The 13,712-nt window shown below is 64.9% G+C and carries 15 protein-coding genes; 9 read left to right on the top strand and 6 right to left on the bottom strand.

Annotated elements, in window-relative coordinates; translation table 11 throughout:
• The first annotated feature begins 78 nt into the window (after positions 1–78).
• On the top strand, positions 79–936 hold the full coding sequence (locus tag G6N15_RS06040) for a DUF559 domain-containing protein (protein ID WP_083085472.1): 858 nt from the start codon (positions 79–81) through the stop codon (positions 934–936).
• 68 nt (positions 937–1,004) lie between these two features.
• On the opposite strand, the gene G6N15_RS06035 is transcribed toward G6N15_RS06040, so the two are convergent.
• Both G6N15_RS06035 and kstD read right to left on the bottom strand, forming a co-directional pair.
• Positions 1,005–1,865 carry a MaoC/PaaZ C-terminal domain-containing protein gene (locus tag G6N15_RS06035; protein ID WP_083085470.1) on the bottom strand — a complete coding sequence of 287 codons (861 nt, stop codon included), beginning with the start codon at positions 1,863–1,865 and terminating at the stop codon, positions 1,005–1,007.
• A gap of 1 nt (position 1,866) precedes the next feature.
• On the bottom strand, positions 1,867–3,546 hold the full coding sequence (kstD, locus tag G6N15_RS06030) for a 3-oxosteroid 1-dehydrogenase (protein ID WP_083085611.1): 1,680 nt from the start codon (positions 3,544–3,546) through the stop codon (positions 1,867–1,869).
• Positions 3,547–3,618: 72 nt separating this feature from the next.
• Between kstD and G6N15_RS06025 the strand changes: the two genes are divergently transcribed.
• The 7 genes from G6N15_RS06025 (at position 3,619) to G6N15_RS05995 (ending at position 9,948) form a co-directional block, all read left to right on the top strand.
• Positions 3,619–4,404 (top strand): 2-keto-4-pentenoate hydratase, encoded by a 786-nt coding sequence (locus G6N15_RS06025; RefSeq protein ID WP_083085469.1) that lies wholly within the window; start codon positions 3,619–3,621, stop codon positions 4,402–4,404.
• Between the two features lie 10 nt (positions 4,405–4,414).
• A complete protein-coding gene (locus G6N15_RS06020) occupies positions 4,415–5,329 on the top strand; it encodes an acetaldehyde dehydrogenase (acetylating) (protein WP_083085468.1) in 915 nt (304 codons plus the stop codon).
• 52 nt (positions 5,330–5,381) lie between these two features.
• Entirely contained in the window at positions 5,382–6,437 is a 1,056-nt protein-coding gene (gene dmpG / locus G6N15_RS06015; RefSeq protein ID WP_083085608.1) for a 4-hydroxy-2-oxovalerate aldolase, read from the top strand.
• Positions 6,438–6,502: 65 nt separating this feature from the next.
• On the top strand, positions 6,503–6,793 hold the full coding sequence (locus tag G6N15_RS06010; protein WP_083085467.1) for a hypothetical protein: 291 nt from the start codon (positions 6,503–6,505) through the stop codon (positions 6,791–6,793).
• Positions 6,794–6,881: 88 nt separating this feature from the next.
• Positions 6,882–8,021, top strand: coding sequence for a hypothetical protein (locus tag G6N15_RS06005; protein ID WP_083085466.1), 1,140 nt, complete (start codon positions 6,882–6,884; stop codon positions 8,019–8,021).
• A gap of 2 nt (positions 8,022–8,023) precedes the next feature.
• The gene (locus G6N15_RS06000) at positions 8,024–8,806 is read left to right on the top strand and encodes an SDR family oxidoreductase (protein WP_083085465.1); all 783 of its coding nucleotides are present in this window, start codon (positions 8,024–8,026) and stop codon (positions 8,804–8,806) included.
• Between the two features lie 53 nt (positions 8,807–8,859).
• Entirely contained in the window at positions 8,860–9,948 is a 1,089-nt protein-coding gene (locus tag G6N15_RS05995) for a sulfotransferase family protein (protein WP_232070419.1), read from the top strand.
• A 77-nt stretch (positions 9,949–10,025) separates the two neighbouring features.
• Here G6N15_RS05995 and G6N15_RS05990 read toward each other — a convergent pair whose 3' ends face one another.
• Positions 10,026–10,484 carry a hypothetical protein gene (locus G6N15_RS05990; RefSeq protein WP_083085462.1) on the bottom strand — a complete coding sequence of 153 codons (459 nt, stop codon included), beginning with the start codon at positions 10,482–10,484 and terminating at the stop codon, positions 10,026–10,028.
• Positions 10,481–11,644, bottom strand: coding sequence for a Rieske 2Fe-2S domain-containing protein (locus tag G6N15_RS05985; protein ID WP_083085461.1), 1,164 nt, complete (start codon positions 11,642–11,644; stop codon positions 10,481–10,483). The genes G6N15_RS05990 and G6N15_RS05985 overlap by 4 nt, the downstream gene beginning before the upstream one ends.
• Before the next feature lie 169 nt (positions 11,645–11,813).
• On the opposite strand from G6N15_RS05985, the gene G6N15_RS05980 reads away from it, so the two are divergent.
• Entirely contained in the window at positions 11,814–12,338 is a 525-nt protein-coding gene (locus G6N15_RS05980; RefSeq protein WP_083085460.1) for a gamma carbonic anhydrase family protein, read from the top strand.
• Positions 12,339–12,403: 65 nt separating this feature from the next.
• On the opposite strand, the gene G6N15_RS05975 is transcribed toward G6N15_RS05980, so the two are convergent.
• Positions 12,404–12,829 carry a nuclear transport factor 2 family protein gene (locus G6N15_RS05975; protein ID WP_083085459.1) on the bottom strand — a complete coding sequence of 142 codons (426 nt, stop codon included), beginning with the start codon at positions 12,827–12,829 and terminating at the stop codon, positions 12,404–12,406.
• 2 nt (positions 12,830–12,831) lie between these two features.
• A complete protein-coding gene (locus G6N15_RS05970; RefSeq protein WP_083085458.1) occupies positions 12,832–13,710 on the bottom strand; it encodes a TIGR03619 family F420-dependent LLM class oxidoreductase in 879 nt (292 codons plus the stop codon).
• Positions 13,711–13,712 lie beyond the last annotated feature (2 nt).

Genomic DNA, 13,712 nt, shown 5'->3' with positions numbered 1-13,712 from the left:
CGGTGAACGTAGCTTCATGCTTGCGCGGGGGACCGTCGGTGAAGTGACGTAATTGCCCAGTCGTGCCAGCCTTCGCACATGGGGGAGCCATTCATCGGCAGCGAAGCCCTCGCTGCAGGCGCGCTGACCAAGGGCCAGTTGGCCACGTACCACACGCGGTTGTTTCGCGACGTCTACATATCGCACCACAGCGAGGTCACCGCCGTCCACCGCGCCACGGCCGCGTGGCTATGGTCAGGTCGTCGCGGTGTAGTTGCCGGATTCTCCGCCGCGGCGCTGCACGGCAGCAAATGGGTAGAGGTGACGCGGCCAGCCGAGCTCATCCACGACAATCGGCATCGCCTCAGCGGTCTGGCGGTACATACCACCGCGTTCGAGCCTGATGAGACCCAGACCATTGCCGGCGTGTCAGTGACTATCCCGCCCCGCACGGCACTTGACCTGGCCTGCTGGTACCCCACCATGGTGGCTGTACCCGCGATGGACGCACTGGCCCGCGCAACCGACCTCAAACTCGCCGACGTGGAGTTGCTGATGCAGCGGTACAAGGGCCGCCGTGGCCTACGCCGCGCGAGGGTATCGCTGGACCTGGTCGATGCGGGAGCAGAGTCTCCGAAAGAAAGCTGGCTGCGGCTCATCCTGATTCGTGCCGGACTGCCCAAGCCAAAGACGCAGATCCGGGTCTATGACGAGCTCACCGGTAGGGTGGCCTATCTCGACATGGGGTGGGAGGATCTCAAGGTCGCGGTCGAATACGACGGCGAACACCATCAAAGTGACCCACGCCAATACCGGTACGACGCCAAACGCCATGAGATGCTCCAACGTCTTGGCTGGATCGTCGTCCGAGTGCTCGCAGGCGACCGGGAACCTGACATCATTCGCCGCCTCCGGGCCGCGCGGGCTCGACATACCCCACTGCCAACGCGACAGTGAAGTTAGGTTCACCCGCGGGCGTCCGCAGTGAACCTAATTTCACACCCGGCGGTTCGGCCGCAAGGACGTTAGGCGGCGACCAACTCCACGCCGCTGAGCACCACCGCGTTGTCGCGGGTGGGCACCGTGACGCTGGCCACGATGCGGCCGTCGTCGCGCCACATGCGCGCCAGTAATGTCTCGCCGGGAAAGACCACACCGGCAAAACGTGCACCGTATGAGGCGACGCGGCTCACGTCGCTATCCAGGCAGGCGTCGACGATCGCCTTGCAAGTAATCCCGAAGGTGCACAAACCGTGCAGGATCGGTCGCGGAAACCCTGCCGCCGCAGCGAATTCGGGATCCGAGTGCAGCGGGTTGCGGTCGCCGCAGAGCCGATACAGCAGCGCCTGCTGCGGCAACGTGGGCAACTGCACCTCTACGTCGGGATCCCGCTCCGGCGCCTCGACCGACGTCGACGGGCCGCGCTCGCCGCCGAATCCGCCTTCCCCGCGGGCGAAGATCGACCGCCGCTGCGTCCACAACGGAGTGCCGTCGGGCGCCGTCACCGACGTTTCGAGGACGACGACCGCGGCCTTGCCTTTGTCCCAGACCTCGACGATGCGGCTCGAAGCATGAGCGCTGCCGGACGGCGGCAGCGGCGCGGGCACGCTGATTTGCTCGGAGGCATGCAGAATTTTCGCCAGGTCGATCTCCACACCTGGCCAGCTGACGCTCGGCGGTTCGATCTGGTGAAACGATGCCGCCACACAGCCGAACGTGGGCAGCACCTGCGGCTTGTGGTCGATGACGTAGCTGAGCTCACGCGGACTCACCGGGTCGGCGCCGGCTCCCAGTGCCAAGTTGTAGAGCTGCACATCGGTTGCAGTCCAGGAAAATTCGACAGCACCGAACTCGGCACCGAGCGCGACGTCTGGGTTGATCGGCATCTCAGTTCTCCCCTGCGACGTGTAGAGCAGCGAGGTAACCAAATGTCATCGCCGGGCCGATGGTTCCGCCCGGGCCCGGATAGGTGTGTCCCATTACCGGGGCGCTGACGTTGCCCGCGGCGTAAAGCCCTTCGATGACGCTGCCGTCGTCGCGCAGCGCACGCCCATGGACGTCGGTGCGAATACCACCTTTGGTACCCAGGTCGCCGGGAACCATTTTGGCGGCGTAGTACGGCGGATGCCTGATCTCGCCCAGGTTCGGGTTGGGCTTGTTGGTCGGGTCGCCGTAATAGCGGTCGTAGGCGCTTTCGCCGCGGTGGAAGTCCTCGTCGATGCCCGACCGCGCAAAGCCGTTGAAACGCTGCACGGTTGGAAGGAAAGCGTCGACCGGCAGCCCGGCCTTGGCGGCCAGCGCCTCCAACGTGTCCGCCTGGATGATCACACCCGAATCCAGCCATTTACGCGGAATACGTTGCCCAGGCTGCAGTCCCGCGAAAATGTAGCGGTTCCGGTATTGCTGGTCGAACACCAGCCACGCCGGGATGTTCTCGCCCGGCCCGGGGCCTTGGCCATATTCCCCGCCGTACATGTGGTGGACGGCCTCGACGTAGGGCATCGATTCGTTCATGAACCGCTTGCCCGACATGTTGACGATGATCGACCCCGGTGAATTGCGCTCCGACAACGCGAACCATGGTGCACCCACGAGGGGAACGGTCGGGCCCCACCAGGCGTCTTCCATCAGATCCAAGGTGGCGCCGAGCTTTTCGGCTGCAACAATGCCGTCACCCGTGTTGGCTTTGGCCCCAACGGTCCATTCCGTGGTGATGGGAGCCCGCTGGTATTTGACCCGCATCTGCTCGTTGTGCTCGAATCCGCCGCAGGCCAAAATCACTCCGCGTCGGGCCCTGATCAGGTGCGGCTCGGATGCCTCCGAAGTGCTGTCCACGACGTACACGCCGCGAACCGCGCCGTCCTCGACGTAAAGGTCTGTCAACGCGGTGTTGAGCTGCACCGGAACGTCGGCCTGCCGCAGCCCGATGCGCAGCGGGCCGATCAGTGCGCGCCCCATGCCGACCAGGTTCTTGCCGGTCGCCTTGGCCCACATCGTGCGTGCGCCTACCTTCAGGCTGCGCAGCACACCGCGCGGGTGGCGCTTGAGCATGTTCAAGCGTACGTAGTCCTGTTGCATCACAACGACATTCAGCGGCACCTTGCCGTACGGCGGCTCCAGCCCCGGCAGGTCGGGCCCGAGTTTTTTGGCGTCGAACGGCTTCGGCTCGATCGAACGGCCACTCGGGCGCCCGCCCGGCGCCTCGGGGTAATAGTCCGAATAGCCGGGCACCCAGCACATCTTCAATGGGGTGTGCTTGAGCACGAACGACAGCATCTCCGGCCCGCGCTCCAGATAGGTGTCGATGCGCTGCGGTTCGACGATGTCGCCGATGATGCTGTGCAAATAGGTCCGGGCGGCCTCCGGGGTATCCCGAACGCCGTCGCGCTTGAGGACCTCGTTGTTCGGAATCCAGACGCCGCCGCCGGAGCGCGCCGTCGACCCGCCGTAATGCGGAGCCTTCTCGATAACTATTGTCGAGAGGCCCCGGTGAGCGGCGGTAAGGGCGGCAACCATGCCGGCGCCGCCGCTCCCGACCACGACGACGTCGAACTCCTGAGCTGTCATGTAGAACACGTTATAGAATTGCCAGGGGCGGGCGCTACTGCCCCGGTCACACCCACGAGGGGACTTCGGTAAATGCTTCCACCCGCCACCCGCGAGGCGCTGGCCGCCGACCTGGCGCAGGCCGAGCGCAGCCGTCAGCCGATCCCACCGTTGACCGCTGCCCACCCGGAGATCGACGTTGTTGACGCCTACGAGATCCAGCTGATCAATATCCGTCAGCGGGTGGCCGCCGGTGCGCGGGTGCTCGGGCACAAGGTAGGCCTCTCGTCGCTGGCGATGCAGCAGATGATGGGTGTCGACGAGCCCGACTACGGCCATTTGCTCGACGACATGCAGGTGTTCGAAGACACCCCGGTCCAGGCGGCGAAATACCTGTATCCGCGGGTCGAAGTGGAAGTCGGATTCATCCTGGCCGCCGACCTGCCCGGTGCGGAGTGCACCGAGCACGACGTGCTGGAGGCGACCGCCGCCTTCGCCCCGGCGATCGAGTTGATCGACACCCGGATCACCGACTGGACGATCGCGTTGTGCGACACCATCGCCGACAACGCCTCCTCGGCGGGCTTCGTCCTCGGCGAGGCACGGGTGGCGCCGGCAGATATCGACATCACCGGAATCGAAGCGGTGCTGTCCCGCAACGGTGAGGTGGTGGCCAAGGGCCGCAGTGACGCCGTGTTGGGCAATCCGGTCACCGCGGTGGCGTGGCTGGCGCGCAAGGTGGAGAGTTTTGGTGTGCGGCTCAAGGCCGGCGACATCGTCTTACCCGGCTCGTGTACCCGAGCCATCGACGTCCGGCCCGGCGATCATTTCGTCGCCGAGTTCGGCGGGCTCGGCTCGGTGCGGTTGACTTTCAAATAGAGGAGCGTTCATGCCATCCAAAGCTTCCGTGGCGATCGTCGGGTCGGGCAATATCAGCACCGACTTGCTGTACAAACTGCTGCGCTCGGAATGGTTGGAGCCGCGCTGGATGGTCGGCATCGACCCGGAAAGCGAAGGCCTGGCCCGAGCCCGCAAGCTCGGACTGGAGACCACCCACGAGGGCGTGGACTGGCTGCTGGCCCAACCGGAGAAACCGGACCTGCTGTTCGAGGCCACCAGCGCCTACGTGCACAAGGCGGCAGCTCCGAAGTACGCCGAAGCCGGCATCCGGGCGGTCGACTTGACGCCGGCCGCGGTCGGCCCGGCGGTGGTGCCCCCCGCCAACCTGCGTGAGCACCTCGACGCGCCCAACGTCAACATGATCACCTGCGGCGGCCAGGCCACGATCCCGGTCGTGTACGCGGTATCCCGGGCCACCGAAGTGCCCTACGCCGAGATCGTCGCATCGGTTGCGTCCGTGTCGGCCGGACCCGGCACCCGGGCCAACATCGACGAGTTCACCAAAACCACGGCCCGCGGTGTCGAGACCATCGGCGGGGCGCAGCGCGGTAAGGCGATCATCATCTTGAACCCCGCCGACCCGCCAATGATCATGCGCGACACCATCTTCTGCGCGATCCCCGAGGACGCCGACCGCGACGCGATCGCCAAATCCATCCATGACGTCGTCGCCGAGGTGCAGACCTACGTGCCGGGATACCGGTTGCTCAACGAGCCGCAGTTCGACGAGCCGTCGCTGAACTCCGGCGGTCAAGCTTTGGTCACCACCTTCATCGAGGTGGAGGGCGCCGGCGATTACCTGCCCCCCTATGCGGGCAACCTGGACATCATGACCGCGGCGGCCACGAAGGTCGGCGAGGAGATCGCGAAGGAGACGCTGTCGGTCGCAGGAGGCACACGATGAGTACCCGCGCCATCGACGATGCAGAGCGAAGCGATGAGGAGGAGTGACGCCCATGAGTGAGGTCTTCTTCAATCCGGTGTGGGACATCCGAATCACGGACACCTCGCTGCGGGACGGTTCCCACCACAAACGCCACCAGTTCACCAAAGACGAAGTCCACTCGATCGTGGCGGCCCTGGACGCTGCCGGGGTGCCGGTGATCGAGGTGACCCACGGCGACGGCTTGGGCGGATCGTCGTTCAACTACGGCTTCTCCAAAACCCCTGAGCAGGAACTGATCAAACTCGCCGCCGAGACCGCAAAAGAGGCCAAGATCGCGTTCTTGATGCTGCCCGGGGTCGGCACCAAAGACGACATCAAAGAAGCCCAGGACAACGGTGGGTCGATCTGCCGGATCGCCACCCACTGCACCGAGGCCGACGTGTCCATCCAGCACTTCGGGCTGGCCCGCGAACTGGGCCTGGAAACCGTCGGGTTCCTGATGATGGCCCACACGATTCCGCCGGAGAAACTGGCCCAACAAGCCCGGATCATGGCGGACGCCGGCTGCCAGTGCGTCTACGTCGTCGACTCCGCGGGCGCCCTGGTCCTCGAAGGCGTGCGCGACCGGGTCGCCGCTTTGATCGCCGAGCTCGGCGACCACGCCCAGGTCGGTTTCCACGGGCACGAGAACCTCGGGTTGGGGGTGGCCAATTCGGTGGAGGCCGTGCGCGCGGGCGCCAAGCAGATCGACGGCTCGTGCCGGCGCTTCGGCGCGGGGGCGGGCAACGCTCCGGTCGAGGCGTTGATCGGGGTCTTCGACAAGATCGGCGTGAAAACCGGCATCGACTTCTTCGACATCGCCGATGCCGCCGAGGACGTCGTGCGCCCGGCCATGCCGGCCGAATGCCTGCTGGACCGCAACGCGCTGATCATGGGCTACTCCGGGGTGTACTCCAGCTTCCTCAAGCATGCCGTCCGCCAGTCCGAGCGCTACGGAGTGCCGGCGCATCAACTGTTGCACCGCGCGGGTCAGCGCAAGCTCATCGGCGGCCAAGAAGACCAGCTCATCGACATCGCGCTTGAGATCAAGCGCGAGCAGACCCAGGATCGGGCCGTCGCCCCTTAGTCCGCTGCTGGCTATCCTCGAGGGCAGTGGCAACGGTGCACCAACCGGCTAAGAGGAGTAGTCCCATGACCAGTCTTCCCCGCAGACGCCCCGGCCTGCTTGCCGCGGCGCTGTTGAGCCTCATCGCCCCTGCTGTGATCGCGTTGCCAGTGGCCGGCGCCGATCCTGCGCAGCCGTGCAACCAGACCGTCGGCGATTCGATCGACCAGTACCTGCAAAAGCACCCGGCCCTCCACCAGCAGCTGCAGGCCAGGGCGCAGGCGGAAGACGGCAACGGCAACGTCATCGACTACCTGAACCGGCATCCGGATGTGCGGCAGCATCTGATCGATCTGTCGCAGCAGTGCGCGCCGTAGTGAGTCGGTCTCGTCGGTGAGCGCTGTGGCGGACACCCGGGAATGTTCGCCCATTGACGAAAACTAGAACACGTTCTAGCGTCTAGTCGTGTCCGCTCGCCTCTTCTCTGAGCCGCTTGCCTCCGCGATCGCCGAGGCCGAGGAACTTGTCGCCGCCGCCCCGCACATCGAGACCGAAGCCGACCTGCTCGAGGGACTGCAGTACCTGGCGGGCTGTGTCGAGGCCTGCACGCATATGGCGTTCAACTACGAGCGCGATCATCCGTTTCTGCTGTCGGGTACCGGCCCGTTCACCAAGATGGGCCTGGACAACCCGGACACCCTGTACTTCGGCACCCGCGTGCTTCCCGACCACGACTATGTGATCACCGGCAAGCGCGGCACCACAACCGACTTGAGCTTTCAGCTGCTCGGCGGCGAGTACACCGATGACAACGTGCCCGGTAGCCAGGTCGCCTTCGACGACCGCGAGCTCGACATCGCCGAGGACGGCAGCTTCGGGTGGCGGCTGCGCCCAACCACGCCGGGGCAACTGGTGATCCGTGAGGTGTACGGCGACTGGTCGCAGCAGCGCGGCACGGTGGCGATCGCCAGACTCGACACCGCCGGAACCGCACCACCGCCGTTGACCCGCCAAACCATCGAAAAGCGCTATGCCACAGCGGGAAAGCAACTGGTCCAACGGGTGAAGACTTGGCTGCAGTTCCCGCAGTGGTTCTATCTCAACATCCCGGTCAATACCATGGTGGCGCCCCGGCTGACGCCCGGCGGGCTGGCCACGCAGTACTCCTCGGCCGGGCATTTCGACTTGCAGCCCGGTCAGGCGCTGGTCATCACGGTGCCGGTGAGCGACGCACCCTATCTGGGCTTCCAGCTGGGCAGCATGTGGTACATCTCGCTGGACTACATCAACCACCAGACGTCGCTGAACGCCACTCAGGCCCAAGCCGATTCGGACGGCAAGATCCGCATCGTGGTTGCCGACCAGAATCCGGGCGTCACCAATTGGGTGGAGACACTCGGGCATCGCCGCGGTTTCCTGCAGTTCCGCTGGCAGCGCGTGTCACGTGAGCTCACCGAGGCCGACGGGCCCACCGTCGACCTCATCGACTTCGACGCGATACCGGCCGCGCTGCCGTACTACGAGCACAACAAGATCTCCCAAGAAGACTGGCGCTCACGAATTGCCTTGCGCCAACAGCAAATCGCCAACAGGATGCTGGGGTAACGATGGCCGGAATGCTCGACGGCAAGGTAGTGGTGATCAGCGGTGTGGGTCCCGCGCTCGGCAGCACGCTGGCACGCCGATGTGCCCGCGACGGCGCGGACCTTGTGCTGGCGGCCCGTACCGCCGAACGCCTGGACGATGTTGCCAAGCAGATCACCGACACCGGGCACCGCGCGGTAGCGGTGGCCACCGATATCACCGACGACGAGCAGGTGAAAAACCTCGTTGACTCCGCGCTGGCCGCCTACGGCAAGGTCGACGTGCTGATCAACAACGCGTTTCGGGTGCCGTCGATGAAACCGTTGGCGGGCACGTCGTTTCAGCACATCCGCGACGCGATCGAGCTCACCGTGCTGGGTGCGCTGCGGCTGATCCAGGGTTTCACCCCGGCGCTGGCGGATTCCCAAGGCGCGATCATCAATGTCAACTCCATGGTGATCCGGCATTCGCAGCCGAAGTACGGCGCTTACAAGATGGCGAAGTCCGCCCTGCTTGCCATGTCGCAGTCGCTGGCCAGCGAACTCGGCGAGCAAGGCATCCGCGTTAATTCCGTTGCGCCCGGCTACATCTGGGGGGAAACGCTCAAGGGCTACTTCGAGCACCAGGCTGGCAAGTACGGCACCACAGTGGAGCAGATCTACACCGCCACCGCGGCCAACTCCGACCTCAAGCGCCTGCCTACCGAAGACGAAGTTGCTTCAGCCATCGTGTTTTTGGCGAGCGATCTGTCCAGCGGCATCACCGGGCAGACCCTGGACGTCAACTGCGGGGAGTACAAGGCGTGACTGAGCGCACCGACGTCGGCACGGTCGACGAGCTGCACGCCTCGGCCACCAAGATGACCGGGCTCGACGATTTCGGCAGCGACGACGACAACTACCGTGAAGCGCTGGCGGTATTGCTCGACTCCTATCGGCGCGAGGCGGACCTGACGCCGTTGGGCAGCAAAATGAACCGCTACTTCCTGCGCGGTGCGCTCGTGGCCAGGCTGCTGTCGGAGGCGGCCTGGAAGCAGTACCCCGAGCACGCCGACGTCGTGATCGAGCGGCCGATCTTCGTCACCGGTTTGGTGCGCACCGGCACCACCGCGCTGCACCGGCTGCTGGGCGCCGACCCTGCCCATCAGGGTCTGCAGATGTGGCTGGCCGAGTACCCGCAGCCTCGCCCGCCGCGCGACAGTTGGGAATCGAATCCGGTGTATCGCGAGCTCGATGCGCAGTACACCCGGCATCACGAGGAGAATCCCGGCTACACCGGGCTGCATTTCATGGCCGCCGCCGAACTCGAGGAGTGCTGGCAGCTGCTGAGGCAGTCGTTTCATTCGGTGTCGTATGAAACGCTGGCCCACCTGCCCAGCTATGCGCGATGGCTGTCCGAGCAGGACTGGACGCCGGCATATCGCCGGCACCGCAAGAACCTTCAGCTGATCGGTCTCAACGACGCCGACAAGCGGTGGGTGCTCAAAAACCCCAGCCATCTGTTTGCGCTGGACGCGTTGATGGCGACCTACCCCGACGCGCTCGTGATCCAGACCCATCGGCCGGTCGAGACGATCATGGCTTCGATGTGCTCGTTGGCGCAGCACACCACCGAAGGATGGTCGAACACCTTCGTCGGCGCCCAGATCGGCTACGACTCAATGGAAACCTGGTCGCGAGGTTTGGAGCGGTTCAACGCCGCGCGCGCCAAATACGATCCGGCCCAGTTCTACGACGTCGACTACGCCGATTTCATCGCCGATCCTATTGGCACCGTGGAGGCGACCTACCGACACTTCGGGCTGACGCTCACCGACGAGGCGCGGGCCGCCATGGAAAAAAGCCACGCCGAAAGCAAGAGCGGCCCGCGGGCGCCGAAACACACGTATTCGCTTGGCGATTACGGGCTGACCGCGGAGTCCGTTAAGGAGCGCTTCGCCGGCCTGTAGCGGACGACGGCGAGCAGACGCAAAAGCCCCTATTTCCCTCGGAAATTAGGAGCTTTTGCGTCTTCTCACGCACGCAACTAGCCGTCGCCCGGAGGCGGAGCGGACGGCGCCGGCTCCAAAATGCCCTCGGCGATCGCATGATCGATGCTGTCGGCCAGCTTCGGGCACGTCGGAATGCGCGCGGTATCACCACCGGTTTCCCGTACTTCGGCGAAGTAGGCACAGCGCTCGGCAGCATGCGAATTCCATTGCACCGATGTATGTCCTGGCCCGAGCTTCCTGACGAGCACCGAGACGTGGCAGTAGCGGCAATCAACGGGTTGCAGACCCCAGCTGAGATACCGCTCCCGGTCGCGCTGGGTGGCTTCGCGCAGCGCCGCAGCATGTTTCGGGTCGGTGGGGACGGCGGGCGCCGTCGAGCCGCTGCTACCGGGCTGCGGCGCCGGTTGTTCATCGCCGTGGGCGCCATGCAGGGCAAGCATCGACCGTGCCAGCTGATCGACGTCGGGAACGTTCGGCTCGTTGTCCGGGGTCATCGTGACGGCTCGGTCGCTTGCCCTTTCGCTTCTTCTTCGGCCCTGCGCCGCAGGTTCTCCTCGACCTCGGCGTGCCAGAACTCGTTCGCCTTGGTGGTGTCCACCTCGATCTCGAACCGGTCGGTCATATCCGGTGTGACATCGGCGACGTCGACGTAGAACTGCTGATACCACCGACGCATCTGGTAAACCGCGCCGTCTTCCTCGACAAGCAGCGGGTTGTCGATGCGGGTCTTGTGCTTCCAGATCTCGACATCCTGCAGGAAGCCCTTGCTGACACCCTCGGTGAACGCCGCCGCAAGCTTGTCGGTGGTCGCGTCGTCGAGGCCTTTGGGCTTTTCGACGATGACACCCCACTGCAACACGAACGAGTTCTGGGTCACCGGGTAGTGGCAGTTGATCAGGATCGACTCGGCCTTGTAATCACCGTAGGTGTTGTGCAGCCAGTTGATCATGAACGACGGCCCGAAGTAGGACGCCTCCGAATCCAGGTGCGCCTCGCCGTAAGTGGTGCCCATGTCGTCGACGTCGGGGCGACCGACATTGTGCAGATACTGCGACGCGATGTGACCCTCGAAGACGTTCTTGAAATACGTTGGCAGACCGAAATGGATGTAGAAGAAGTGCGCCATATCGGTGACGTTGTCGATGATGTCGCGGCAGTTGCTGCCCTCGATCAGAATCGAGTTCCACCGCCAGCCGGTCCACTCGTCGCTGTGCGCCTCCGGGATCTCCGGAATTCGCACCTCGGGCTGCGGCGGGTTGCGCTCGTGGTCGTGCCAGACAAAAAGCAGGCCGCCGCGCACATCGGTGTGCCAGGACCGGGTGCGGGCCAGCTTCGGGGTGCGCTTGGCGTAAGGCACCAGCTTGCACCTGCCGTCGCCACCCCAGCGCCAGTCGTGGAACGGGCAGGCGACCTCGTCGCCCTTGATCGTGCCCTGGGCGAGGTTCCCGCCCATGTGCCGGCAGTAGCCGTCGAGGACGTGCAACTCGCCCTGTGAGTCGGCGAACACGACCAGATGGGTTCCGAACGCCTCGATGCCGTGCGGCTTGCCGTCCAGATAGTCCTTGACCGGGCCGAGGCAATGCCAGCCGCGGGCGTACCGGCCGGGCAGGGCCCCGGCGTCAATCTCGCGGATGGCGGCCGTCTCGGTAGCCATGACACCTCCAACATTCTGAGCTTCTAACTAGAACACGTTACAGTTTTGGCCCCGGATCGTGCAATGACGGTGGCCGCCCGGCGACGACGCTCACCACGGGCGGTCTGAGGAGGAGATGGGCAATAACACCGGGTCTGCGGCTATATCCGGCCTGCGGTATATGTGAACGATGCCGCTGTTTGCCTTCGAGGGCCGATCGCCGAAAGTCGATCCGACCGCATTCGTCGCCCCGACCGCGTCGCTGATTGGCGACGTCACGATCGAGGCGGGGGCGTCGGTGTGGTTCAACACCGTGCTGCGGGGCGACTACGCGCCGATTGTGGTGCGCGAAGGCGCAAATGTCCAAGACGGATCGGTGCTGCACGCGCCCCCTGGCATCCCGGTCGACATCGGTCCAGGGGCGACGGTGGCGCACATGTGCGTGCTGCACGGCGTGCATGTGGGTGCTGAGGCGCTGATCGCCAACCACGCCACGATCCTCGACGGCGCAGTCATTGGGCCTCGCAGCATGGTCGCAGCCGGAGCGCTGGTGCTGGCCGGTACGCAGATTCCCGCCGACGTGCTGGTGGTGGGATCACCTGCCAGCGTCAAAGGCCCGCTCGCCGGGACCAGCGCTGAGACATGGGTGAAGGTGAACCCGCAGGCTTACCAGGACCTGGGCCGCCGCTATCTGACCGGTCTGGAGCCGATTTAGCTTGGCGAGCAGACGCAAAAGCACCCATTTCGGCACGAAATAGGGTGCTTTTGCGTCTGCTCGGCCTACACGGGCCGCGCGGTGGCGGCGGCGCGGTCCATCTCCCAGTAGGCGCGCAACGCGACCAGCTTGCCGTCGTCATTGGCCTTATAGGTGAAGACTCCTTCGGCGGTGATCTGGTGTCCGCCCATGGTGATGACGATGTTGCCGACGTTGGCTTCTTCGTTGCCGCACTGGAAGGTGTCGAGGAAGTCAAACTCGATCTTGTCGGTGGGGGCAATCGCCTTGTCCCAGAACGCCGAGATCGCGTCGCGGCCTCGGTGGCCTTTTCCTTCGGGGTCGTAAGCCGAGGGGCCGATCGGGTCTTCGACGATGGCGTCGTCGGCGAATACCTCCAGCCAGGCCTGTTTGTCCTTGGCCTGCACCGCTTCTCGTGAGCGGCGGCCGGCCGCGTGCGCGGGATGCTCGGTCTTGGTCTGCGTGTCGGTCATAGTCAGTCCTGCCAGCCGGAGTGGATGTAAGTGTCGGCGAAGCGCTTCAAGGAGTCGCGTTTCTTGTCCAGCGGTGCATTGAAGCCCAGGCCCTCGAGAACCCAGGGGATGACGATGTTGTCGGTGACGCCGATCTGCGCGAGCTCTCGGTGCCCGTCAACGCCGAACTTATCGATGCACACCGCTTGGTACTCGAATGGCTGGTCGGCGCGACCGTATTCGGAGCGCAACTCGCCCAGCCGGCCGATGGTTTGGGCGAGTTGCTCGGCAGTCATCATCGCGCTGGTCCAGCCGTCGCCGACCCGTGCCGCGCGCTTCAAAGCGACCTCGGTGTGTCCGCCGACATAGAACGGCACCGGCTGACTGGGCGCCGGGCTCATCTGCAGCCTGTCGAAGTCGTAAAACTCGCCGTGGAATTCAACCATGCCGCCGCCGAGCACCAGCTTGATGACCTCGATCATCTCGTCGACCCGGGCCCCGCGACGCTTGTACGGCTGCCCACACCATTCGAATTCCTCTGGTGCCCAACCTATGCCGACTCCGAAACCGAACCTGTTGTTGGTCAGGTTGGCGACCGAGCCGACTTGGCGGGCCAGCAGCAGCGGGTTGCGGGAGCCGAGCTTCATCACGTTGGTGTAGAACCGCAGCCGTGTAGTCACCGCTCCCATCGCGGCGGCGGCGATCAACGGGTCGACCCACGGAGTGTTCTCGTCCCACATCCGCGACCCGTCGGCGGTGTAGGGGTAGTCGGCGGCCGCCTTTTCCATGTAGAACAGCGAATCCGGCAACGCGATCGCGTCGAAGCCGACTTCCTCAGCGATGCGGGCGATGTCGAGCAGTTCGTCGATCGGCCCCATCGCGATACTGCAGGTGTACTTCATGT

The organism is Mycobacterium noviomagense (assembly GCF_010731635.1).
GTDB classification, from domain to species: domain Bacteria; phylum Actinomycetota; class Actinomycetes; order Mycobacteriales; family Mycobacteriaceae; genus Mycobacterium; species Mycobacterium noviomagense.
This window is presented reverse-complemented; position numbering and strand designations above follow the sequence as displayed.